Below are 21,169 nucleotides of genomic sequence, written 5' to 3' on the forward strand. Positions count from 1 at the left end.
GAAGTTCTAGCGTGGAGCGCATGTCCTTCAAAACACACGAAATCGAGTTCATGAAGGCGGCGGACCACGGGCGACTGGCTACGATCCAGCGCGACGGTACCCCGCAGGTCAACCCCGTCGGCTTCACCTACAACGAGGAACTGGGCACTATCGACATCTCGGGCTACAACATGGCCAAGAGCCAGAAGTTCCGCAACCTCGCCCACCACGACAAGGTGGCCTTCGTGGTCGACGACATCGCCTCTCGCGACCCATGGCGCGTACGGTGCCTGGAGATACGCGGCACCGCCCAGCAGGCCATGACAGCGTCGGGACAACATGGCCCCGCGGGAGATCTTCTCGATTCCGCGATCATCCGTATCACTCCCCGGCGCATCATCAGCTTCGGCATCGACGACACCGATACCGAACCGCACCTGCTCAAAGCGGACAGCCGCAACGTCTGAGCCCAGGGCTGGAGGGACGGATTCGGCGACCAGGTACAAGAAACGGGCCAGGGCGCATCTGCGCCCTGACCCGTCATTTACTGCTTATTGAGTTGTGGAGCTGCCGGGAATTGAACCCGGGTCCTACGGCATTCCCTCAAGACTTCTCCGTGCGCAGTTCGCTATGCCTCTACTTGGATCTCCCGGTCACGCGAACAAGCCGAGATGACGATCCCAGTCGCTGTTTGATGTCCCCACGGGCCCCGCGACCGGCCCCGTGGGTGGGTCCCTCTAGTCGATGCCAGGGTCCGGGCCGAGGGCGCTCCCGGTCTGACAGACACGCGGTCGCTACTTAGGCAGCGAGGGCGTAGTCGCGCTGATGAGAATCGGCGCTTATTTGTTTTACAACGACGCTTACGGTGGTCAGTTGCCTGCACCGGCACGCTTCTCTTGATTCGATGCGCGAAGTCGAAACCGTTCAGCCCCTCGCACCCCCGCCGACTTTCGGCAGGACACTTCATCATACGAGATCGCTCACACCAACTCCACCGTGTTGTCGGTCACGCCCGCCACCAGGTCAGATGACGTGACCCAGGTTCTCGACGATGCGTCGCCCCACTTCGGCGTCACCCTCGAACTCGATACCCACCGGCCGCACCGCGCCCAGCGGGCGCCCGCCGCACAGCCGCGTGAACTGCCAGCCGTCCATCCGGATCACCGTCGTCGGCTCGGCGCCGCCGAAGTCGGGCACGACCGCGGCGCGGCCGTCGACCGCGACCCGGATGGTGCGCGCCATGGGCCCGGTCAGCTCGATCGCGACCCGCGATCCATCCGGCGCTCCCCCGCGCTTGGCGACGACGAATCCCATCATGGTCTCGATCTCGTCGAGCGAGAGCCCTGCTTCCGGCTTCTGCAATGCCGCGTCGGATGCCGGGCGGGCGACGGACTCACGGATGTCCTGTTCGTGCATCCACGAGTCGAACGTCCGGATCCGCATGAATCGGCCAAGACTGTCCTGGCCGGCCGGGGTCATCGTCGGGGTGTTCCACTCCTCGTCCGACATCGCGGTCAGCGTGGCCTTCCGGTCACCCGTCACGGCGCGGAACTTCTCCAACAGCTCGGCACTCGACAGCGCACCCATCGAGCGGGTCCAGCATTCGTTCATCACGCCGATGGGGTTGTGCACGTGGTCCAGCTCGGAGAAATCGATGTCGGCCTCGGGCACCGGCTCGCCCTTGAGCATCAACTCGGTGCCGATGAGGTGCGCGACGACATCCCGGACATGCCAGCCGGGCAGCTCGGTCTGTGTCGTCAGCAGTTCCGCCTCGGAGATGGTGGACAACAGTTTGTCCAGGTCGTCCCACACCCCGAAGAGAGCGGGCAGTACGTCGGACTTCTCCAGAACGGTGACGGGTCGCGTTGAGCTGCTCACCGGCTGACGGTACGACGACCGCACCTCCGCGGACAGCGAATTGCCCGACCTGTCCCAACCAATGGTCATGCGACGATGGCCACATGGGGGACGACCGGGCCGAGGCGCAACGCCTGCGAGACATCACGGTGATCCGCAAGGTGCGGGACCGGATCGACCGGGAGTACGCCAAGCCGCTGAATGTCGAAGACCTGGCCCGTGGCGCGCATATGTCCGCCGGCCACCTCAGCCGGGAATTCCGTCGCATCTACGGTGAGTCGCCCTACTCGTACCTGATGACGCGACGCATCGAACGGGCCATGACGCTGCTGCGGCGCGGTGACCTCAGCGTGACGGATGTGTGCTTCGCCGTTGGCTTTTCATCACTGGGCACGTTCAGCACGCGATTCACCGAGCTGGTTGGGGTGGCGCCCAGCGTGTATCGCCGAGACCATTCGCAGGCGGCCAACGGCATTCCCGCTTGCCTGGCGCGGCAGGTCACCAGACCGATCAGGAATCAAGAAGCACCGCCGCACTGACCGGCACTACCGTGACGGACATGGACATCTCCATTCACTACGCATTCCTGCCCCACACCGACGCCGAGGCCGCGCTGAAGTTCTACCGCGACGACCTCGGCTTCGAGGTTCGCAAAGACGTTGGCTACCAAGACATGCGGTGGATCACCGTCGGCCCGCCCGGGCAGCCCGGCACATCGATCGTGCTGCACCCGCCCGCTGTGGACCCCGGTATCACCGACGACGAACGCCGCACCATCCTGGAACTGATCGCCAAAGGTTCGTACGGCGCCGCCCTCACGCTGGCCACCGATGATCTCGACGCGCTGTTCGGCCGCTTGGAGGCCGCCGGCGCCGACGTCCTGCAAGAACCCACCGACCAGGATTACGGCGTGCGCGACTGCGCTTTTCGCGATCCGACCGGCAACCTGATCCGGATCAACCAGCTGTAGTCGGGCCGGCTACCCGGCGGCGATCATCGCGACCGAGCCCAACGCCAAAGCCATGCCGACGGCCTGCCAGGCCCGCACGCGTTCTTTGAGCACCACCATCGCCAGCGCGACGGTCGCCGCCGGATAGAGGGAGATCAACACGCTCGCCAACGACAGCATCGAGGCCTGCAGCGCCAGTAGCATTCCCACGTTCGCGATGACGTCGAGCGCCGCTGCGGTCAGGGCGAGCTTCAGCGGAAATCCGCGCGGGAGAGCGAAATTGCGGGTCGCCAATGCGGCGACCATCACCACTGCGGTGGCCGCGAACCGGGCGAACACCAGCGGCCAGAGCTTCGCATCGTGCGGCACCTGATGGATCACGGCGAAGCTGAGCCCGAACGTCAATCCCGAGCCGACGGTCAGCCAGGCGACCTTGGCGGTGAACCGGTGCGGCGTCTCGTCCTCATCGGTGGCCTGCGCACTCACCAGCGCTACCGCGACCAACGCCAACGCGATTCCGGCGATCGCCACCCCGCTGGGCCGCTCTCCCATCGCGACCCCGACGACGATCGGTCCCCCAGACACCAGGATCGCGGTCAGCGGTGAGACGACCGATATCGGTCCGGAGCCCAGCGCCGCATAAAACCACCAGATGCCGAACGCCTGCAGGACGCCGCACAACACGCCCCAGGTCACCGCACTCGACGAAACCTGGCCGCCGACAACGCACGCGATCACCGTCAGCAGCACGCCGGCGACGGGATATGACACCAGCACAACCCGCAGCGCCGCCACTCGCCGTGCCGCGATACCGCCGACGAAATCGCTGATGCCATAGCCCAGCGCCGACAACAGCGCGAGCAGTACCCCGGTCAGTTCCTGCCCTTGAGGCGTCGACCCATCTCGCGGGTGATCTCGCGCTGTGCGTCGCGCTTGGCGATGTCCTGCCGCTTGTCATGCGCCTCTTTACCGCGGGCCAGGGCCAACTCGACCTTGACGCGGCCCTCGGAGAAATAGAGCTTCAACGGCACCAGGGTGTAGTTACCGTCCCGCAGCTTGCCGACCAACATGTCGATCTGACGCCGGTGCAGCAACAACTTTCGGTTGCGGCGCGGTGCGTGGTTGGTCCAGGTGCCGTGGTGGTACTCGGCGATGTGGAGGTTACGCAGCCACACCTCGCCGTCGTCGACGGTGGCGAACGCGTCGGCCAGCGACGCCAGGCCCTCCCGCAGACTCTTCACCTCGGTACCGACCAGAGCGATACCCGCCTCATAGGTGTCGATGATCGAATAGTTGTGTCGCGCTTTGCGGTTGGTGGCGACGACGGCGTTGTTGCCCGACTTGTCCTTGTCGGCGTTGTTCTTCTTTGCCATCTCTACCGCCTGATGTATGCGCGCAGCGTGGCGTACGCGGTGATGCCGGACATACCAAGCCCCAACAACAGCATCCACGGCGCGCAGAAGACGAGGACGTCGGCGTAGTCGACCTTGGCGATCAACCCGGCTTGATAGAACTGGTTGAGCACATCCTCGAGGAACATCGCGCGCACTATGATCAACCCGATCACGGCGAGCACCACACCGATCAGTGCGGCGAGCAACGCTTCGACGAAGAATGGCAACTGCGTGTACCAGCGCGAGGCGCCGACCAGCCTCATGATGCTGATTTCGGTGCTGCGGGTACGCGCAGCGATCAGCACGGTGTTGGCGATCAACAGGGTCGCGGCGATGGCTTGGACCAGCGCCACAGCGAAGGCCGTTGCGCTGATGCCGTCGAGAATGCCGAACAGGCGGTCCACCAACTCCTTCTGGTCGGTCACCTGGCGCACACCGGGGCGGCCGCGCAGCGCGTCTTCAAATCCCTTGTGCTGCTCCGGATTGTCGAGCTTGACGACGAACGATGCCGGGAACGCCTTCTTGCTGGCGTAATCCTTGAACGCCGGAATGCGGCGGACCGCGTCGTCGTACGCCTGGTCCCGGTTCATGTACCGGACCGACTTGACGTCCTTGCGGTCGTCGATCAGCTTGCGCAGCGACTTGCACGGGTCGGCTTCGCAGTTGGGGTCGTTGGAGGAGACGTCGTCGGTCAGAAAGACCTGGCTCTCCACGCGGTCCAGATAGATCTGCTTGGACTGGTCGGCCAGGCGCACGATCAACAGGCCACCACCGAACAGACCGATGGAGATGGCGGTCGTCAGGATCATGGCGACCGTCATGGTGACGTTGCGACGAAATCCGGTCAGGACTTCATTGACAAGAAAGCCGAAGCGCACTTAGCGATCCATTCCGTAGACGCCGCTCTGCTCATCACGGATGAGGCGGCCGAGTTCGAGTTCGATGACGCGCTGACGCATCGAGTCGACGATGTGATGGTCGTGAGTGGCCATCACGACCGTCGTACCGGTGCGGTTGATCCGCTCCAGCAGGTCCATGATGTCGTTGCTCGTCTCGGGATCCAAGTTGCCGGTGGGTTCGTCGGCCAGCAGCACCAGCGGCCGGTTGACGAAGGCGCGCGCGATCGCGACGCGCTGCTGCTCGCCACCGGACAGCTCACCGGGCAGCCGGTTGGCCTTGCCCGACAGGCCCACCATCTCCAGCACGTCGGGCACGATGCGGTTGATGGTGTCGGGGCGCTTGCCGATCACCTCGAGCGCGAACGCCACGTTCTCGAACACCGTCTTCTGCTGCAGCAGCCGGAAATCCTGGAACACGCAGCCGAGCACCTGGCGCAGGCTCGGGATGTGCCGGCTGGGCAACTTGTTGACGTGGAACTTCGAGACACGGATGTCACCTGAGGTCGGCACCTCCGCTCCGAGCAGCAGGCGCATGAACGTCGACTTGCCGGAACCGGACGGACCGATGAGGAAGACGAACTCACCCTTGTCAATCTTGAGCGACACGTTGTCCAGGGCTGGGCGTGCCGAAGACTTGTAGTTCTTGCTCACGTGGTCGAGGGTGATCATCACGGCACGCCAGTGTAGTCGGAGGCTGAGGTGTGACGGGTGAGGCTGATGGTGCTAGCTCGCCGCCGGTGCCGCACCGGGCGAAATGATGGTGGTCGTGACCGGGCCGTCGGGCGGCGCTGCAGCCGGGAGCGGGCCGGGCGGCGGGGCCGGCGGTGGCGGCGGGGCCAGGCCGGGCAGCACCGGCAGCGTGACCGGCGGCAGGATGCCCGGCGCGGGCGTGATGACGGTCGTCGTAGGCGGCGCCGACGTGCTCGACGTGGTCGTGCTCGGCGTGGTCGTCGTCGTGGTCGTCTCGGTTGTGTCGGTGGTGGTCTCCGTCGGCGTCGGCCGGTATGTCGTCCTCGGGCGCGGGTTCACATCGGTACGCGGCACCCAGGTGTACTCGGGGTTGGGCACGAAGCCGGGCGGCACCACCGCGGGCGGCGGTGTCGGCGGTGGTGGCGGCGGCGCATAGGTCTGATGCAGCCAGTACGCCACGAAGAAGGCCGCGACCAGGCCGGCCGTCGACGTCCGGACCCGCCCCAGGATGTACGCGGGCCAGGCGCGGTCGGCACGTTTGACCGCGATGCGGGACAACGCATTCATCGCGGCCCGTCCCCCGGCCCCTGAGTCTTGTCTTCCGCGCCGCCGACCGTGGCGGGATGCACCATGACTTCCACCTCAGGCTTGTGTTCGGCAGGACTCTCGATGCCGAGTCGGCCCAGCCCGGCGACGACCATGACGCGCAGCCGACGGCCGACCTCGAACTGCTTGCCGGGCAGCGTCCGCGCCACCATCCGCAGGTTCACGGTGTCCAGTTCGATGCTCTCCACACCCATTAGCTGGGGCTTGTCCAGGAGCAACGCCCGCAGCTTCAGGTCCTCCATCGCGCGCTCGCACACCCGGTTCAGCACGTCGTTGACCTTGCCCAGATCGGCAGTCGTGGGCACCGGAATGTCTACCACCGCGCGGGCCCAGTCCTTGGACAGGTTGACGGTCTTGGCGATCTGCCCGTTCGGGATCGTGTAGACCTCGCCGTCGCTGGAGCGCAGCTTGGTGACGCGCAACGTGACGTCTTCGACGGTGCCTTCCGCCGGCACGGTGATACCGCTGACGGTCAGTGCGACGAGGTCACCGAAGCCGTACTGCTTCTCGGTGATGATGAAGAACCCGGCCAGCAGATCCTGCACGATGCGCTGCGCACCGAAGCCCAGCGCGGCACCCAACACCGCTGCCGGGGCGACCAGCGAGCCGATGGGTATCCCGAGGATTTCGGTGATGTCGACCAACACGACCACCGACACCAGCGCGATGGTCACCCACGAGATCACCGACGCGACGGCCTGTCGGTGCTTGGTGGTCTCCGACCGCACCAGCGCGTCACTCTCCTGGAAACGCGCGTCGATGCGGGAGGTGATCCGGTGCGTCAGCCAGCCGACGAACCGCGAGATCAGCATCGCCGCGATGACGAGCATGACGATCCGCAGCCCGCGAGTGATGATCCACTCGCCGATGGAGCCTCGCCAGAAGTCGTGCCACTGCCCGGCCCACCAACCGAATGACTCCGGTTGGCCGGCGGCAATCAGAGAGAAATTAGTCATCGTCTTTCCGGTTGCGCCAGCGGATGCCGGCCTCCAGGAAGCCGTCGATATCGCCGTCGAGCACCGCGGCCGGGTTGCCGACCTCGAACTCGGTGCGCAGGTCCTTCACCATCTGGTAGGGATGCAGCACGTACGAGCGCATCTGGTTGCCCCAGGAGCTGCCGCCGTCGCCCTTGAGGGCGTCCATCTCGGCCCGCTCTTCCTGACGTTTGCGTTCCAGCAGCTTGGCGCTGAGCACTCGCATCGCGGAAACCTTGTTCTGCAGCTGCGATTTTTCGTTCTGACAGGTCACGACGATGCCCGTCGGGATGTGCGTCAGCCGGACCGCCGAGTCGGTGGTGTTGACGGACTGACCACCTGGACCGCTGGACCTGTAGACATCCACGCGCACATCGCCTTCAGGGATGTCGATGGAGTCGGCGGTCTCGACGACCGGCAGGACCTCGACGTCGGCGAACGACGTCTGACGGCGGCTCTGGTTGTCGAACGGGCTGATGCGCACGAGTCGGTGGGTGCCCTGCTCGACCGACAGCGTTCCGTACGCGAACGGCGTGTGCACCGCGAAGGTCGCGCTCTTGATGCCCGCCTCCTCTGCGTACGACGTGTCGAAGACCTCGACCGGATACCCGTGCTTCTCGGCCCAGCGGATGTACATTCGCATCAACATCTCGGCCCAGTCGGCTGCGTCCACACCACCGGCGCCGGAGCGGATGGTGACGACAGCTTCCCGCTCGTCGTATTCCCCCGAGAGCAGCGTTCGAACCTCGAGCGCCTCGATGTCCTCGCGCAGCTTGGCCAATTCGGCGTCGGCGTCGGTGATGGCGTCGGTCTTGGCCGCGCCCTCTTCTTCCTCGGCCAACTCATAGAGCACCGGCAGGTCCTCGATGCGTCCGCGCAGCTCCTCGACCCGCCGCAGCTCGCCCTGCGCGTGCGACAGACTGCTGGTCACCTTCTGGGCGTTGGCCTGGTCGTCCCACAGCTTGGGGTCGGATGCCTCATCTTCGAGCTTGGCGATTCGCGCGCGCAGACCCTCGACGTCGAGCACCCGCTCCACAGTGGTCAGAGTGCTGTCGAGGGCGGCAATGTCGGCTTGACGGTCGAGGTCCACAAATGATGAGGGTACCGACCAGTGAGACGGACTTTCACATTGCAAGCCCTGATCGCACAGACCGGTTTAGCATCGCCGTGTAAGCCGCTCGGCCGCGTCGCGACAGCCCCTTGCGCGCACTGAGCAGAACAAGAAGGCAAACCATACGTATGCGCCCTTACCATGTGGCGGTTGTCGGATCCGGCCCGTCAGGGTTTTTCGCTGCCGCGTCACTGTTGAAATTCGCCGATGCCAAGGCCGCCTCCGAGGCCGATTCAGAAGAACCGATCGACGTGCGCATCGACATGCTCGAAATGCTGCCCACCCCGTGGGGACTGGTGCGCTCGGGCGTGGCTCCGGACCATCCGAAGATCAAGACGGTGACGGCGCAGTTCGACAAGGTCGCCGACGACCCGCGTTTCCGCTTCTTCGGCAACGTCACCGTGGGTGAGCACGTGCAGGCCGCAGAGCTAGCCGAGCGGTACGACGCCGTCATCTACGCCATCGGCGCCCAGTCGGACCGACCGCTCGGCATCCCCGGCGAGGAGCTGGAAGGCAGTGTGGCGGCCGTCGACTTCGTCGGTTGGTACAACGCGCATCCGCATTTTGCGGGCATGAATCCCGATGTCACGCAGGACCGGGCCGTGGTGGTCGGCAACGGCAACGTGGCCCTGGACGTGGCCCGCATCCTGGTCAGCGATCCGGGCGAACTCGCGAACACCGACATCGCCGACCACGCGTTGACGGCCTTGGGCGCCCGCGGCGTCCGCGAGGTCGTGATCGTCGGACGGCGCGGCCCGCTACAGGCTCCGTTCACGACCCTGGAGCTGCGTGAGCTCGGCGACCTGGCGGCCATGGCCGATGTCGACGTGATCGTCGATCCTGCTGATGTCGACGGCATCACCGACGCGGAACTGGAAGCCGCGAGCAAGACCGTGCGGCAGAACATCAAGATCTTGCGTGGCTACGCCGAACGCGGCGCGCTGGGGCGCCGGCGCCGGATTGTCTTCAAGTTCCAGACTTCCCCGATCGAGATCAAGGGCACCAAGCGCGTCGAGTCAATCGTGTTGGGCCACAACGAGTTGGTCGATGACGGCGGCCGGATCGTCGCCAAGGACAGCGGCCACCGCGAGGAACTGCCGGCCCAGCTGGTAGTGCGGGCGGTGGGCTACCGCGGCGTCCCGACCGAAGGCCTGCCGTTCGACGAGCGCGCCGCGACCATCCCGCACACCGAGGGCCGGGTCGAGGGCAGCCGCAACGAGTACGTCGTCGGCTGGATCAAGCGCGGGCCGTCGGGCGTCATCGGCAGCAACAAGAAGGACTCGCAGGACACCGTCAACACCCTGATCGAGGACATCTGCGGCGCCGAGTTGGCCGATTTCGGGACGACCCACAGCGAGGACCTGGAGGCCTGGTTCCTGTCCCGGCAGCCGGCACTTGTCACCAATGACCACTGGCGCCTCATCGACGCGCACGAGCAGTCCGCCGGCGAGGGCAACCGGCCGCGCGTGAAGCTGACCGATGTCGCCGCGATGTTGCGGGTGGCGCACGGCTGAGGCCGTTGCACCGGCACCTCAACCGAAAGCTGGCCGTCAATATCTACAGGAACCTTTCAGATATCTCCGCCTAGCATTGTTTCAGGGGAGGTGCGCAGGCAGTTTCGGGTTCACGAACAAGCTGCAGCTGCGGTTGATGACGGTTATCAAAGTTGACGCAGCACAAATGCGTGCGGCAGCCAAAGGCCTGGCCGGTAACGCCAACGCGGCATCTGACTCCTACAGCAAAGTCAGTGCCGCAATGGGATCTATCGGGGGTATGGCTGGATCAGATCCAGCCGCCCAAGACTGGGGCCACAGCTTTGACTCGGCACTCGCCCGGGCACTTCAAGCTCACTATTCGTCAGTGGCCGCGGTAGCGAACTGCGCTGAACTTACCGATGCCACCGCTGTCAATCATCTGAACGCAGATGGCCAATCCGTGGTGGGTCCAAAGCCGCTCCCCGAAGCGTTGGGGATCTCCAAGACCAACCTTGTTTCAATGTGCCTTGCACCTCCGCCATCGTCCGCGGGCGGCGACGACGGCAGCAAGCCGTGGTGGTGGGCCAAAATCCAGCATCTCGTCGGTGACATCTGGCCGAATGGGCACCAGGATCGCCTACATGCCGCGGCGACATCACTTCGCGCAGCGGCGACTGAACTGCGCTCCGTCGCCAGCCAGATGCAGGGCAACATCGCCATCATCGAGAATCAGATCTCCCCCGAGATCGACTCGGCAACCGTAACTTTGATCAAACTGCAAACCGGCCTCAATTCAGTCGCCAGCACTTACGACCAACTGGCACAAAATTGCGACGATCACGCTCACCACATCGACGACGCGCATTCCCAAATGGAGGAAGCAGCGGCAGAACTCATTGGACTTGCGCTGCTCGACGTCCTCACCGACGGCGCTTTGTCCGCAGCCGTCGCGCGGGTGGCAGCACGAGTGATGGAGATATACGAGGATTTCCGGGGTCTATTGCAGACCGCACGCCTAGCTATCAAAGGCACTGAGGAGGCAGCCGAGGCCACTGAAGGCGTGATGGGCGGAGTCGAACAGGCTGTCAGCAAGGTCGAGTCGTTCTCGGAGGCTGATTCAGCCGCTATGAATCCAGCAAAAGACCTGACCGAACCTACGGGTGACCCAGCCACCGCGCATTTGCCACCCCTTCGCCAGCACTACATCCAGGATGTCCAACAAAAGGTTGGGTCACTCGTGCAAGAACTCCGGCAAGCGGGTGCGTCAGACGAGCAGATCGCCCGAGCAGCCAACGCGGAACGGCGAGCAATCGGGCAAGAATACAAAGACGCGACCCCAGAGCCGATGAAGAGCCAGATATATGGTCGGAACGAAGAAAAATACGGTGACCCACTCGGACCAACCTACGACTATCTCAAAGCGCAAGGAAAGACCGACCAACAAATTATCGATGCATCGCAACGCACCGGCGGCGGCGATTTAGGATTGGGCCAAAAATGACTGATACCAAAACACTGACGTTACTCTCGCACGATAAGTGGCTCGATGTTGCGGACTATCGTCTTTCTACTCACACAATCGAAAACATCCGACACGTCGATACCCCGGAAGACCTCAAATTTTTGGAAATATCCGGCCGATACGGCACTGTGGGATCGGAAAAAATTGTCGTAAACTTCGATAATTCCTTCCGTACACTCGTCCTCGGATTCGAGCATGATGCTCAATTCGCACTCTCCAAATGCGATGTGCAGTGGACTCAACTCGACGAGACTCTCGCCCAATTGACGATAACGCACGAGTCATACACCAGATCCCTCACATATCCCCACCACCGCGACTGGGTCGAGGATGATTTCAACTTCGACATGAGCTCATATGAAGATTTTGATTTTGGCTTGTGGATATACGGCTTGAAGGCTGACCCAGACCTCAGGCAACGGTTGACGCAAGAATGGGCAGGGGCGGCAGGGGCGCGGCATGGTGGTTCGATTGTCTAATCCACTACAGGTCAACACTCAGAACACCTTCGAGGCCGCACAGGCTGTGGCCAACCAAGCACTTGAACTTCGGGAGCACCTCGCGCAAATAACCCTGGAGTGGGAACAACTGTCAGACAACTGGGAAGGAAAGGCTGCATCCGCTTATTTGCACGCATGGACTGAGTGGCACGACAGCGCGACAATCCTGGTGCAGTGCCTCGTCGAATCGTCCGAGAAATTGATGCGTGCAGCGATCGCATATGACGAACAGGACCATGCCGGCGGCTATGATATCAACTCCGCAGGAAGCAGTATCTGATCGTGAGCCATTATCGCGTCACACTCGAAAACCTGTCTTCATTCATCGATAGGCTCGCAGCGTTCGACAACAGCGCGGAGGCCGTCACTTCAACCGTGGACCAACTCGTCTCACGATTACACGAGACATGGGCAGGATCGGCCGCAGACGCTCATCAAAGTCGCCACGACGAATGGATGCAAGCGGCGTCAAACATGCGTGAGGCGGTCGGGAAACTACGACAGGCGGCGCATGATGCGCACCACAATTACGACCGTGCCGTGTCCGCGAATACGACGATGTGGCAATAACCAGGCACCAGCTCCTAATGGCAAGTGAGGATGGTGCGCCGGTCGCGCATGAGCTGACTAACATGCATCCGACGAAGTCGGCAGGAAAGGTGGCGGATCATGAGCGGATCGCATCGGTTCATGTCCGAGACGTGCCGGCCGATGAGCAAACGGTTGAACGCCGTAGACAACAGCCGCATACCAGTGCGCTCCATCCAACTCACGCTGTACGGCGCACAGTGACAGTGGACAACGCCGACGGCCAGATCGGCGAACTGCACCGATCCTGGAACGAACTCCTCACACCTCACGCCGGCGCGGCGGTTGACATTGCCGAGATGGGGCGAGCAGTGATCGCGTCGTGGGCTGAACCGTCCCGGCGCTACCACGACCTCGACCACCTGTGCGATGTTCTGCGCAGTGTTGACCAGTTGGCCGCACACGCGACCGACCCGACTGCGGTTCGGCTGGCGGCGTGGTATCACGATGTGGTCTATCGCGGGCGCTCGGACGACGAGCTGGCAAGCGCCGCCCGCGCCGAACGTGAACTATTCAACCTGGACGTCGAGCACAGCCTGGTGACCGAAGTGGCGCGGCTCGTACGCCTGACCGCCACTCATGATCCTGGCCCCGGGGACCGCAACGGGGAAACCCTTTGCGACGCCGACCTGCGCATCCTGGCGTCTCCCGCCGATCGCTACGCCCGCTACGTGGCGGCAGTGCGCGCCGAGTACGCCCATGTGCCCGACGCCCAATTCCGTGAGGGCCGCGCAGCCCTGCTCTCATCGTTGTTGGCTGGGCCAGCACTGTTTCGCACGCCCCACGGACACGCAGAATGGGAAGCTCCGGCGCGGGCCAACCTCACCGCCGAATTGCGCACTCTGCGCGCCTGAGAGCTTATCCACCCGAGTTCTCACAACCTGTACGCGCGCACCCGGCTAGTGGCCGGGCCGCAGTATGCCCTGGACCGCGAACGTCGTGAGGTTGCCGCCCGAGTTGAGCAGCGATGAGGTGGCCGTCGTTCCCGAAAGAACGCCAGAGCTCAAGGAACCGACGCCGGCCTGAAGTCCGTTTGCGTTGATCGCGGCAATGCCTTCGAGTCCACCGATGTTGTGGGTGGCGAAGTGCTGCGCGAAGCCAGCCTCACCGTTCAACGCGCCGCCCAGCCCGTCGAGCGGGTTGGTGCCAGCTGACGCGATGCCGGCCGGTGCCGCAAGCATGAGGCCGCACCCCGTCAGCACCGTCACGAATATCTTCACGGTCCTGCGGTACGACGAGAGCTGAGACTTGGCCATGCGCGTTCGGGTCCCCTTCTTATGGAAAAACTCTGGCTGACGATCAATGGCGAGCGATGCCAACCGAGGGATCAGCAAGCTCTATGCGATAGCTAGCTATTCGCATAGTGAATCTATTAGCACAGGGAAACCGGAGAATTAGCCCATTCGCTGGAAATTACAGAGAGTGCTGAGCAAACTTCCAGACGGCTTGGGAGAGAACAGCCGAGGGACTACGGCTGCGAGGCGTGCGGCGCGAAGTTCCAGTTGTCGGGGTTCTTGGGCGAGTAGATGACGGGCACCAGCTGGCCCACGGCGGGCCAATTGGCCACGTCGATCGCGATGCGGCCGTACACCTCGTGCTCATTCACACTGGGGCCGTTGATGACTCCGGCGACGGTGACGTACTGCTCCCCCGCGGCATCGGGCCGTGGACTGACGCCGGTGATCAGCAGCGTGCCACTTTCCCCGCTACGTGTACGCCGCAGCCACGGAACGGCCAGCAGCACGAGCGCTCCGAGCAAGACAATGAGCACGACGAATTCCCACACGTACTCATGGTAGGACTGCACCCATGAGTACCCAGCAAGTAGCGAAGGCGGATTGCGCATGAGCAATGTCGCAGACGACCTCACTCTCGCCCTGAGATTGGCCGACCAGGCCGATGCCGTGACGCTGGACCGCTTCGGCGCACTGGATCTGCGCATCGAGACCAAGCCTGATCTGACGCCGGTGACCGATGCCGACCAGTCCGTGGAACGGGTGCTGCGGGAGACCCTGTCCACAGCGCGGCCGGACGACGCGCTGCTGGGTGAAGAATACGGTGGCACAGCGGTTTTCGCCGGGCGGCAATGGGTGATCGACCCCATCGACGGCACCAAGAACTTCGTTCGCGGGGTCCCGGTGTGGGCGACGCTGATCGCCCTGCTGGACGACGGCGTGCCGGTCGTCGGCGTCGTCAGCGCTCCGGCCCTCGGCCGCCGTTGGTGGGCCGGCACGGGCCAGGGTGCGTTCAGCTCGTTCGGCGGACAGACCCGGCGCATCTCGGTATCGGGTGTCGACGCACTGGACGCGGCAAGTCTGTCCTATTCAGATCTGACCACCGGCTGGGAGGACCGCCGCGAGGCGTTCGTCGCGCTGACCGACGCGGTGTGGCGGGTGCGGGCCTACGGCGACTTCTGGTCGTACTGCCTCCTGGCCGAAGGCGCGGTCGACATCGCCGTCGAACCGGAGGTCAAGCTGTGGGATCTGGCAGCGCTGGACGTCGTCGTGCGGGAGGCCGGCGGGTCGTTCACCAACTTGGCCGGCGCCCACGGGCCACACGGCGGCAGCGCCGTCGCGACGAACGGCTTGCTCCACGAAAAAGTGCTCGCCGCCCTGTCCTGATCCTGGCATCCACCCCCCGAAAACCCGCGCTCAGCGCGGGTTTTCGGGCATCTGCCCCGCGGCCCGCAAATGTGAAGTTGATAACACGAGCGTCGTACCTTACTCCGGAGTAAGATACGGTCATAACGCACTGCCCCAACGACGCGAGGCTGTCGAAATGACCAACACCCTTCCCCAGAACGGCACAGCTGCCGGTTCCTCCCAGCGCCCCGTGCGCAAGGGCCCGGAGAGCGCCATCGGCCTGCAACGGCACAAGCGGACAGCGACCGACATCGGTCTGGCGCTGATCACTCCTTTTGTCGGCCAGGAATTCCTCGACAAGTACAACCTGCGCGACCCGATGAACCGCGGCCTGAAGTACGGCGTCAAGACGGCGTTCTCCACCGCCGGTGCCGCGGGCCGGACGTTCAAGCGCATTCCCGGAATCAATGGCGCCCCGACGCGCCTGAAGCCGGGCGGTTCGGATTACTTCGACCTGACTCCGGACGAAGACCAGCAAATGATCGTCGAGACCGTTCGCGAGTTCTCCGAGGAGATCCTGCGGCCGGCCGCACACGACGCCGACGCGGCCGCGGCCTACCCGGCGGACCTGATCGCCAAGTCCGCCGAGCTCGGCATCACCGCGATCAACGTGCCCGAGGAGTTCGACGGCATCGCCGCCTCCCAGAACACCGTCACCACGGCACTGGTCGCCGAGGCGCTGGCCTACGGCGACATGGGACTGGCCCTGCCGATCCTGGCGCCCGGCGGCGTGGCGTCGGCGCTGACCCGCTGGGGCAGCGCCGGCCAGCAGGCCACCTACCTGCCGTCGTTCGCCGGCGAGAACGTGCCGCAGGCATGTGTGGCCATCGCCGAGCCGCACGCACTGTTCGACCCGACCGCGCTGCGGACCACCGCGATCCGGACCCCCGGCGGTTACCGCCTCAACGGCGTCAAGTCGCTGGTTCCGGCCGCCGCAGACGCCGAGCTGTTCATCATCGGCGCGCAGCTCGACGGCAAGCCGGCGCTGTTCATCGTCGAGTCCAGCTCCGAGGGCCTGTCGATCACGGCCGACCCGAGCATGGGCATCCGCGCCGCAGCGCTGGGCAAGATCGAGCTGAACAACGTCGCGGTTCCGCTGGCCAACCGTCTCGGCGAGGACGAGGCCACCGACAACGACTACTCCGAGGCCATCGCGCTGTCCCGATTGGGTTGGGCCGCACTGGCAGTCGGCACGTCGCACGCGGTGCTCGACTACGTGGTGCCTTACGTCAAGGAGCGCGAGGCGTTCGGCGAGCCCATCGCCCACCGCCAGTCGGTGGCGTTCATGTGCGCCAACATCGCCATCGAACTCGACGGCCTGCGGCTGATCGTCTGGCGCGGCGCGTCCCGTGCCGAGCAGGGCATGACGTTCCTGCGTGAGGGCGCCCTGGCCAAGCGGTTCGCCACCGACAAGGGCATGCAGATCGGCCTCGACGGCGTGCAACTGCTCGGTGGTCACGGCTACACCAAGGAACACCCGGTCGAGCGCTGGTACCGCGATCTGCGGGCCGTCGGCGTCGCCGAGGGTGTCGTCATCCTGTAGACCGGCCCCTGATCCTCAATCTTCCAACTCTCCCGAAAGACCAATCATGGCAATCAATTTGGAACTGCCCCGCAAGCTGAAGGCGGTCGCGGAAACGGGTCACCTGGGCGCCGCCGAGATGCTCCGCCCGATCTCCCGGAAGTACGACCTGGCCGAGCACGCCTACCCGTCGGAGCTCGACACACTGGCCAGCCTGTTCGAGGGTGTGCAGGAATCGAACACCGTCTCGGTGGCCGGTGCCGGCTTCTCGGCGAACGAGTCCAAGAGCAAGCACGCAAATATAAACGGCGCCAACATGTCTGCGCTGCTGAACGCACTCGAGGTCAGCTGGGGCGACGTCGCCCTGCTGCTGACCGTGCCCTACCAGGGCCTCGGTAACGCCGCCATCTCCGCGGTCGCCACCAAGGAGCAGCTGTCCAAGTGGGGCAAGGTGTGGGCCGCCATGGCCATCACCGAACCCAGCTTCGGTTCCGACTCCGCGGCGGTCACGACCACCGCCGTGCTCGACGGCGACGAGTACGTCCTCAATGGTGAGAAGATCTTCGTCACCGCCGGCTCGCGCGCCACCCACATCGTGGTGTGGGCGACGGTCGACAAGTCGCTGGGCCGGGCCGCCATCAAGTCGTTCGTCGTGCCGCGTGAGCACCCGGGCGTCATCGTCGAGCGCCTCGAGCACAAGCTCGGCATCAAGGCCTCCGACACCGCGGTCATCCGATTCGACAACTGCCGAATCCCGAAGGACTACCTCCTCGGTGATCCGGAGGTCAAGGTGGACAAGGGCTTTGGCGGGGTCATGGAGACCTTCGACAACACCCGCCCGATGGTGGCCGCCATGGCCATCGGCGTGGGCCGCGCCGCTCTGGAGGAGCTGCGGGCGATCCTGACCGACGCGGGCATCGAGATCTCCTACGACAAGCCGGCGCACGCGCAGAGCGCCCCGGCCGCCGAGTTCCTGCGGATGGAGTCCGACTGGGAGGCCGCGTACCTGCTGTCGCTGCGCGCTGCCTGGCAGGCCGACAACAAGGTCCCGAACTCCAAGGAAGCGTCCATGAGCAAGGCCAAGGCCGGGCGCATGGGCACTGACGTCACCCTCAAGGCAGTCGAATTGGCCGGCACCACCGGCTATTCCGAGACCACCCTGCTGGAGAAGTGGGCGCGTGACTCGAAGATTCTCGACATCTTCGAAGGCACCCAGCAGATTCAGCAGCTCGTGGTGGCACGCCGCCTGCTGGGCCTGTCGTCGGCACAGCTCAAGTGACCGCAGCGCCGTCGCGAGCGCGGTAGCTGCTCACCGGCACAAACGAACAGGCCCCGGGATTGCTCCCGGGGCCTGTTCGTTGTTGAGGTGACGGTTACGACGACGCGTTGGCGCCGAGCACGCGCTGCAGGTCGGGCTTCATGGCCTGCAGCTGCTGGCCCCAGTAGCCCCAGTCGTGGGTACCGCTGTCGGGGAAGTTGAACACCGCGTTGTTGCCGCCCGCGGCCAGGTAGTTGTCCTGGAAGGTGCGGTTGGTGCGGATGGTCAGGCCCTCGAGGAACTTGGCCGGCACGTTGTCGCCACCGAGTTCGCTGGGGTTGCCATTGCCGCAGTAGACCCACAGGCGGGTGTTGTTGGCGACCAGCTTGCCGATGTTGACCATCGGGTCGTTGCGCTGCCAGGCGTTGTTCGGGTCGCCCGTCGAGCCCCACATGTCGTCGGCCTTGTAACCACCGGCGTCACCCATCGAGACGTTGATCAGGAAAGGCCACCAGCCCTCGGACGGGTTGAGGAAGCCCGACATCGAGCCGGCGTAGATGAACTGCTCGGGGTGCCAGATGGCGAGGGTCATCGCCGACGAACCCGCCATCGACAGACCAACTGCCGCCATACCGGTCGACTTGACCTCGCGGTTGGCCTGCAGCCACTGCGGCAGCTCCTGGGTCAGGAAGGTCTCCCACTTGTACGTCGAGCAACCGGCCTTACCGCAAGCCGGCTTGTACCAGTCGCTGTAGAAGCTGGACTGGCCACCGACGGGCATGACGATCGACAGACCGGAGTTGAGGTACCACTCGAAGGCGGCGGTGTTGATGTCCCAGCCGTTGTAGTCGTCCTGGGCGCGCAGACCGTCGAGCAGGTACACCGCCGGCGACCCGTTACCACCGCTCTGGAACTGCACCTTGATGTCGCGTCCCATCGCCGGCGACGGGACCTGGAGGTATTCGACCGGCAGGCCGGGACGCGAGAACGCGCCTGCGGTGGCTGTCTGGCCGGCAAGTCCGATGAGACCCGGGAGCAGGACGGCGGCCGAGACGGCGCCGGCGATCCTGCGTGCCAGGCGGCCGCGAATCTTGTCAACGAACATTCACAATCCCATTTCAGTATCAGGTACCGGGTATCGTGCCCACTCGGCGCGATCAGACGGCGCTGGTGGCACGGCCGCGATTTCTCGCAGCCGTGTGCGGCGGGCTCAGCCTGGTACGGGAACTGAACGCACCGATGGATTCAGTTGTCTGTGGGCAGTAAAACACGCATGCGACATGCCGAGGAACCCCCGAATCGCGCTTGAGACCAGGTTGTTGCGGACTTCGTACCGTTCAGCTATCACCTTGCCTTCGCGGTACGCGGTGTTCATCCGGCCGTAGGCTGCCGTTTGTGACGAGCGATCGGAACGACGTCGACGAGCTGCCGGACACCAGATCGGGCAACCGGCTGGGCATTGATGACTGGCTCGCGGCCGGGTACGCGATCCTCGCCGAGGAAGGGTTGAAAGCCCTGAAGATCGACCGCTTGTGCGCTCGGTTGGGGGTCACCAAGGGCAGCTTCTACTGGCATTTCGACAACATCGCCGCCTACCGGACGGCTCTCGTTCAGGGCTGGAGCGAGCTCCGCGATGCGGACCGCAGCCAGATCGAGGAGATCGATGCGCTGCCACCACGGGACCGACTGATCCGGATGATGAATTCGCTGGTCAGCCCGAGGCACTGGACGCTGGAACGCGCGATGCGGGAATGGGCTCGCTCCGACCAGGCCGTCGCCGAGAGTGTGCGCGCCGCGGACCGCCGCATCCTCGCGGCAGTCCGACGCGCCTTCGAGGACTACGGCTTCGACGCCGACGAGGCCGAGCTGCGGGCCGACGCCACGTTCGCCGCCGGCATCGGATTCCTGCACCTCGCAGGCGACGCACCGCATCCGCGTCTGGCGGCCCGCAGTGCGCGGTTTCTCGATCTGATGCTCGCGACCTGACTTCCATACCAAAAGGTATGGTACGGTTCGGCTCATGTTGAGTACGCAGGCCGGCATCACTGATGGATTCGTAACGGCACTCGGCGAACGCGCCGCCGAGGCGGAAAGACTCCGCCGCCTTCCCGACGACACCGTGCGCGACCTCATCGCTTCCGGATTCACCGAACTTTTGGTACCCGCCCGCTACGGCGGGCAGCAGGCACCGTTCTCCGCCATCCTCGATCCGGTCCGCCGCCTCGCGCACGGCTGCACCTCGAGTGCCTGGACCATCGGATTCCTGACCCTGCACAACTGGATGCTGGCACTGTTCGGCGAGCAGGCCCAGCAGGAGGCCTTCGCCAGCCGGTCCTTCCTCGCGCCGGCACCGCTGGCCCCGACGGGTCGAGGGCTGCCCGTCGACGGCGGTATCCGCCTTTCCGGACGTTGGTCCTGGGCAACCGGAGTCATGCACGGCAACTGGATCATCGTCGCGGCACTCTGCGGCCCCGATGACGGCATCTACCCGGCCCTCGCCCTGCTGCCGATCGGCGACGTCACCGTCGACGACGTCTGGCACACCGACGGCATGCGGGCCACGGGGTCCAACGACGCCATCGCGACCGATGTCTTCGTGCCCGAGCACCGTCTGGTCAAGGTGACCGACATCTATGCCGGCACCGCTCCCGGCGCAGGACTCCACGACAGTGCCACCTACCGCTGGCCGATGGTGCCCGCCCTGGCACTACTGGCGGCGATGCCCGCCCTCGGCAGCGCCGAGCGGGTCACCGAGATCTATGCGCAACGACTTGCCGAGCGGGTGCTCCCCTACGAGGGTGTCATGCAGAAGGACAAGCCAATTGCCCAGGCGCACTTGGCCGGAGCGCACGTGCGCTTGCGATCACTGCGCGGCCTGCTCGCCGACACCGTCGGTGAGGTCGAGGAGATCGTCGTCGCCGGCGATTCCGTCGAGAAGGCTGTCCGTGCGCAGGCCCGCTTGACAGCCGCCCACATCGTCGCCGAATCGCGCGCGGTGATCGGCAATCTCCTCGGTGCCGGCGGCGCCAGCATCCACTTCCTGTCCAGCCCGATGCAACGGTTCAAGCGTGACGTCGACGTACTGGCCGGTCACGTGGTGTTCGACTACGACACCAGCCGGGAACTGGCCGGCGCACTCGCACTCGGGATGAAGATTCCGCGGACGTCGATGGTCTGACGTTTGCCCGAATTGGTCCTTGCCT

At 64.7% G+C, this 21,169-nt stretch carries 26 protein-coding genes and 1 other RNA gene; 15 read left to right on the forward strand and 12 right to left on the reverse strand.

Going from position 1 to position 21,169, the window contains the following annotated elements:
* Window positions 1-20: 20 nt before the first annotated feature.
* Complete coding sequence (locus tag AC3WTE_RS06535; protein WP_492436542.1) at window positions 21-446, forward strand: PPOX class F420-dependent oxidoreductase; 426 nt, start codon at window positions 21-23, stop codon at window positions 444-446.
* A gap of 92 nt (window positions 447-538) precedes the next feature.
* Here the strand turns inward: AC3WTE_RS06535 and ssrA are convergent.
* Together ssrA and AC3WTE_RS06545 are read right to left on the reverse strand one after the other, a co-directional pair.
* Window positions 539-911, reverse strand: a transfer-messenger RNA (tmRNA) gene (gene ssrA, locus AC3WTE_RS06540).
* A 91-nt stretch (window positions 912-1,002) separates the two neighbouring features.
* Complete coding sequence (locus tag AC3WTE_RS06545) at window positions 1,003-1,857, reverse strand: maleylpyruvate isomerase family mycothiol-dependent enzyme (protein ID WP_492436543.1); 855 nt, start codon at window positions 1,855-1,857, stop codon at window positions 1,003-1,005.
* 83 nt (window positions 1,858-1,940) lie between these two features.
* Here AC3WTE_RS06545 and AC3WTE_RS06550 point away from each other — a divergent pair, with 83 nt between their 5' ends.
* Window positions 1,941-2,375, forward strand: coding sequence for a helix-turn-helix transcriptional regulator (locus AC3WTE_RS06550; protein WP_492436544.1), 435 nt, complete (start codon window positions 1,941-1,943; stop codon window positions 2,373-2,375).
* A gap of 20 nt (window positions 2,376-2,395) precedes the next feature.
* Window positions 2,396-2,806 carry a VOC family protein gene (locus AC3WTE_RS06555; protein ID WP_492436545.1) on the forward strand — a complete coding sequence of 137 codons (411 nt, stop codon included), beginning with the start codon at window positions 2,396-2,398 and terminating at the stop codon, window positions 2,804-2,806.
* A 9-nt stretch (window positions 2,807-2,815) separates the two neighbouring features.
* On the opposite strand, the gene AC3WTE_RS06560 is transcribed toward AC3WTE_RS06555, so the two are convergent.
* From AC3WTE_RS06560 to prfB, 7 genes are read right to left on the reverse strand one after another with little or no spacing between them, the layout of a single operon-like run.
* Window positions 2,816-3,661, reverse strand: coding sequence for an EamA family transporter (locus AC3WTE_RS06560; protein ID WP_492436825.1), 846 nt, complete (start codon window positions 3,659-3,661; stop codon window positions 2,816-2,818).
* The gene (smpB, locus tag AC3WTE_RS06565) at window positions 3,658-4,158 is read right to left on the reverse strand and encodes an SsrA-binding protein SmpB (protein ID WP_492436546.1); all 501 of its coding nucleotides are present in this window, start codon (window positions 4,156-4,158) and stop codon (window positions 3,658-3,660) included. The genes AC3WTE_RS06560 and smpB overlap by 4 nt, the downstream gene beginning before the upstream one ends.
* Window positions 4,159-4,160: 2 nt before the next feature.
* Window positions 4,161-5,057, reverse strand: coding sequence for a permease-like cell division protein FtsX (gene ftsX, locus AC3WTE_RS06570; protein ID WP_138231512.1), 897 nt, complete (start codon window positions 5,055-5,057; stop codon window positions 4,161-4,163).
* Window positions 5,058-5,747: a cell division ATP-binding protein FtsE gene (ftsE, locus tag AC3WTE_RS06575; RefSeq protein ID WP_020102687.1), complete on the reverse strand. Its 690-nt coding sequence runs from the start codon at window positions 5,745-5,747 to the stop codon at window positions 5,058-5,060.
* 54 nt (window positions 5,748-5,801) lie between these two features.
* Window positions 5,802-6,335 carry an Rv3103c family proline-rich protein gene (locus AC3WTE_RS06580; protein ID WP_492436547.1) on the reverse strand — a complete coding sequence of 178 codons (534 nt, stop codon included), beginning with the start codon at window positions 6,333-6,335 and terminating at the stop codon, window positions 5,802-5,804.
* Window positions 6,332-7,330, reverse strand: coding sequence for a mechanosensitive ion channel family protein (locus AC3WTE_RS06585; RefSeq protein WP_492436548.1), 999 nt, complete (start codon window positions 7,328-7,330; stop codon window positions 6,332-6,334). Before AC3WTE_RS06585 ends, AC3WTE_RS06580 begins: the two co-directional genes overlap by 4 nt.
* Window positions 7,323-8,438 carry a peptide chain release factor 2 gene (gene prfB / locus AC3WTE_RS06590; RefSeq protein ID WP_492436549.1) on the reverse strand — a complete coding sequence of 372 codons (1,116 nt, stop codon included), beginning with the start codon at window positions 8,436-8,438 and terminating at the stop codon, window positions 7,323-7,325. The genes AC3WTE_RS06585 and prfB overlap by 8 nt, the downstream gene beginning before the upstream one ends.
* 149 nt (window positions 8,439-8,587) lie before the next feature.
* On the opposite strand from prfB, the gene AC3WTE_RS06595 reads away from it, so the two are divergent.
* The 7 genes from AC3WTE_RS06595 (at window position 8,588) to AC3WTE_RS06625 (ending at window position 13,398) form a co-directional block, all read left to right on the forward strand.
* Complete coding sequence (locus AC3WTE_RS06595; protein WP_492436550.1) at window positions 8,588-9,973, forward strand: FAD-dependent oxidoreductase; 1,386 nt, start codon at window positions 8,588-8,590, stop codon at window positions 9,971-9,973.
* Between the two features lie 136 nt (window positions 9,974-10,109).
* A complete protein-coding gene (locus AC3WTE_RS06600; protein WP_492436826.1) occupies window positions 10,110-11,435 on the forward strand; it encodes a WXG100-like domain-containing protein in 1,326 nt (441 codons plus the stop codon).
* Window positions 11,432-11,935: a hypothetical protein gene (locus AC3WTE_RS06605; protein WP_492436551.1), complete on the forward strand. Its 504-nt coding sequence runs from the start codon at window positions 11,432-11,434 to the stop codon at window positions 11,933-11,935. Before AC3WTE_RS06600 ends, AC3WTE_RS06605 begins: the two co-directional genes overlap by 4 nt.
* Complete coding sequence (locus tag AC3WTE_RS06610; RefSeq protein ID WP_492436552.1) at window positions 11,916-12,236, forward strand: WXG100 family type VII secretion target; 321 nt, start codon at window positions 11,916-11,918, stop codon at window positions 12,234-12,236. The genes AC3WTE_RS06605 and AC3WTE_RS06610 overlap by 20 nt, the downstream gene beginning before the upstream one ends.
* A gap of 2 nt (window positions 12,237-12,238) precedes the next feature.
* Window positions 12,239-12,526: a WXG100 family type VII secretion target gene (locus AC3WTE_RS06615; protein WP_492436553.1), complete on the forward strand. Its 288-nt coding sequence runs from the start codon at window positions 12,239-12,241 to the stop codon at window positions 12,524-12,526.
* 99 nt (window positions 12,527-12,625) lie between these two features.
* Window positions 12,626-12,748, forward strand: a complete 123-nt coding sequence (locus AC3WTE_RS06620; protein WP_492436554.1) for a hypothetical protein — start codon at window positions 12,626-12,628, stop codon at window positions 12,746-12,748.
* On the forward strand, window positions 12,745-13,398 hold the full coding sequence (locus AC3WTE_RS06625) for an HD domain-containing protein (protein WP_492436555.1): 654 nt from the start codon (window positions 12,745-12,747) through the stop codon (window positions 13,396-13,398). The genes AC3WTE_RS06620 and AC3WTE_RS06625 overlap by 4 nt, the downstream gene beginning before the upstream one ends.
* A gap of 45 nt (window positions 13,399-13,443) precedes the next feature.
* On the opposite strand, the gene AC3WTE_RS06630 is transcribed toward AC3WTE_RS06625, so the two are convergent.
* Together AC3WTE_RS06630 and AC3WTE_RS06635 are read right to left on the reverse strand one after the other, a co-directional pair.
* Window positions 13,444-13,800 (reverse strand): hypothetical protein, encoded by a 357-nt coding sequence (locus tag AC3WTE_RS06630; protein ID WP_492436556.1) that lies wholly within the window; start codon window positions 13,798-13,800, stop codon window positions 13,444-13,446.
* 212 nt (window positions 13,801-14,012) lie between these two features.
* Window positions 14,013-14,330 (reverse strand): hypothetical protein, encoded by a 318-nt coding sequence (locus tag AC3WTE_RS06635; protein ID WP_492436557.1) that lies wholly within the window; start codon window positions 14,328-14,330, stop codon window positions 14,013-14,015.
* A 58-nt stretch (window positions 14,331-14,388) separates the two neighbouring features.
* Between AC3WTE_RS06635 and hisN the strand changes: the two genes are divergently transcribed.
* From hisN to AC3WTE_RS06650, 3 genes are all read left to right on the forward strand, one after another.
* A complete protein-coding gene (gene hisN, locus AC3WTE_RS06640; RefSeq protein ID WP_492436558.1) occupies window positions 14,389-15,165 on the forward strand; it encodes a histidinol-phosphatase in 777 nt (258 codons plus the stop codon).
* A gap of 157 nt (window positions 15,166-15,322) precedes the next feature.
* Window positions 15,323-16,729, forward strand: a complete 1,407-nt coding sequence (locus AC3WTE_RS06645) for an acyl-CoA dehydrogenase family protein (RefSeq protein ID WP_492436559.1) — start codon at window positions 15,323-15,325, stop codon at window positions 16,727-16,729.
* Between the two features lie 46 nt (window positions 16,730-16,775).
* Window positions 16,776-17,987: an acyl-CoA dehydrogenase family protein gene (locus AC3WTE_RS06650; protein WP_492436560.1), complete on the forward strand. Its 1,212-nt coding sequence runs from the start codon at window positions 16,776-16,778 to the stop codon at window positions 17,985-17,987.
* 94 nt (window positions 17,988-18,081) lie between these two features.
* Here the strand turns inward: AC3WTE_RS06650 and AC3WTE_RS06655 are convergent, their stop codons facing one another.
* Entirely contained in the window at window positions 18,082-19,071 is a 990-nt protein-coding gene (locus tag AC3WTE_RS06655) for an esterase family protein (RefSeq protein ID WP_492436561.1), read from the reverse strand.
* A gap of 290 nt (window positions 19,072-19,361) precedes the next feature.
* Between AC3WTE_RS06655 and AC3WTE_RS06660 the strand changes: the two genes are divergently transcribed.
* A complete protein-coding gene (locus AC3WTE_RS06660) occupies window positions 19,362-19,952 on the forward strand; it encodes a TetR/AcrR family transcriptional regulator (protein WP_492436562.1) in 591 nt (196 codons plus the stop codon).
* 34 nt (window positions 19,953-19,986) lie between these two features.
* Entirely contained in the window at window positions 19,987-21,144 is a 1,158-nt protein-coding gene (locus AC3WTE_RS06665) for an acyl-CoA dehydrogenase family protein (protein ID WP_492436563.1), read from the forward strand.
* Window positions 21,145-21,169: the final 25 nt, after the last annotated feature.

The sequence above is a fragment of the Mycobacterium sp. FW102-FHT13B02 genome (assembly GCF_058790275.1).

What these genes read in the sequence shown, in the direction of transcription:
- AC3WTE_RS06595 (WP_492436550.1), top strand. Translation starts at nt 8,588, where the DNA reads ATGCGCCCTTACCATGTGGCGGTTGTCGGATCCGGCCCGTCAGGGTTT.
- AC3WTE_RS06655 (WP_492436561.1), bottom strand. Translation starts at nt 19,071, where the DNA reads ATGTTCGTTGACAAGATTCGCGGCCGCCTGGCACGCAGGATCGCCGGC.
- hisN (WP_492436558.1), top strand. Translation starts at nt 14,389, where the DNA reads ATGAGCAATGTCGCAGACGACCTCACTCTCGCCCTGAGATTGGCCGAC.
- AC3WTE_RS06630 (WP_492436556.1), bottom strand. Translation starts at nt 13,800, where the DNA reads ATGGCCAAGTCTCAGCTCTCGTCGTACCGCAGGACCGTGAAGATATTC.
- AC3WTE_RS06605 (WP_492436551.1), top strand. Translation starts at nt 11,432, where the DNA reads ATGACTGATACCAAAACACTGACGTTACTCTCGCACGATAAGTGGCTC.
- AC3WTE_RS06650 (WP_492436560.1), top strand. Translation starts at nt 16,776, where the DNA reads ATGGCAATCAATTTGGAACTGCCCCGCAAGCTGAAGGCGGTCGCGGAA.
- AC3WTE_RS06555 (WP_492436545.1), top strand. Translation starts at nt 2,396, where the DNA reads ATGGACATCTCCATTCACTACGCATTCCTGCCCCACACCGACGCCGAG.
- ftsE (WP_020102687.1), bottom strand. Translation starts at nt 5,747, where the DNA reads ATGATCACCCTCGACCACGTGAGCAAGAACTACAAGTCTTCGGCACGC.
- smpB (WP_492436546.1), bottom strand. Translation starts at nt 4,158, where the DNA reads ATGGCAAAGAAGAACAACGCCGACAAGGACAAGTCGGGCAACAACGCC.
- AC3WTE_RS06600 (WP_492436826.1), top strand. Translation starts at nt 10,110, where the DNA reads ATGACGGTTATCAAAGTTGACGCAGCACAAATGCGTGCGGCAGCCAAA.
- AC3WTE_RS06585 (WP_492436548.1), bottom strand. Translation starts at nt 7,330, where the DNA reads ATGACTAATTTCTCTCTGATTGCCGCCGGCCAACCGGAGTCATTCGGT.
- AC3WTE_RS06610 (WP_492436552.1), top strand. Translation starts at nt 11,916, where the DNA reads ATGGTGGTTCGATTGTCTAATCCACTACAGGTCAACACTCAGAACACC.
- AC3WTE_RS06550 (WP_492436544.1), top strand. Translation starts at nt 1,941, where the DNA reads ATGGGGGACGACCGGGCCGAGGCGCAACGCCTGCGAGACATCACGGTG.
- AC3WTE_RS06645 (WP_492436559.1), top strand. Translation starts at nt 15,323, where the DNA reads ATGACCAACACCCTTCCCCAGAACGGCACAGCTGCCGGTTCCTCCCAG.
- AC3WTE_RS06665 (WP_492436563.1), top strand. Translation starts at nt 19,987, where the DNA reads ATGTTGAGTACGCAGGCCGGCATCACTGATGGATTCGTAACGGCACTC.
- AC3WTE_RS06620 (WP_492436554.1), top strand. Translation starts at nt 12,626, where the DNA reads ATGAGCGGATCGCATCGGTTCATGTCCGAGACGTGCCGGCCGATGAGC.
- AC3WTE_RS06580 (WP_492436547.1), bottom strand. Translation starts at nt 6,335, where the DNA reads ATGAATGCGTTGTCCCGCATCGCGGTCAAACGTGCCGACCGCGCCTGG.
- AC3WTE_RS06535 (WP_492436542.1), top strand. Translation starts at nt 21, where the DNA reads ATGTCCTTCAAAACACACGAAATCGAGTTCATGAAGGCGGCGGACCAC.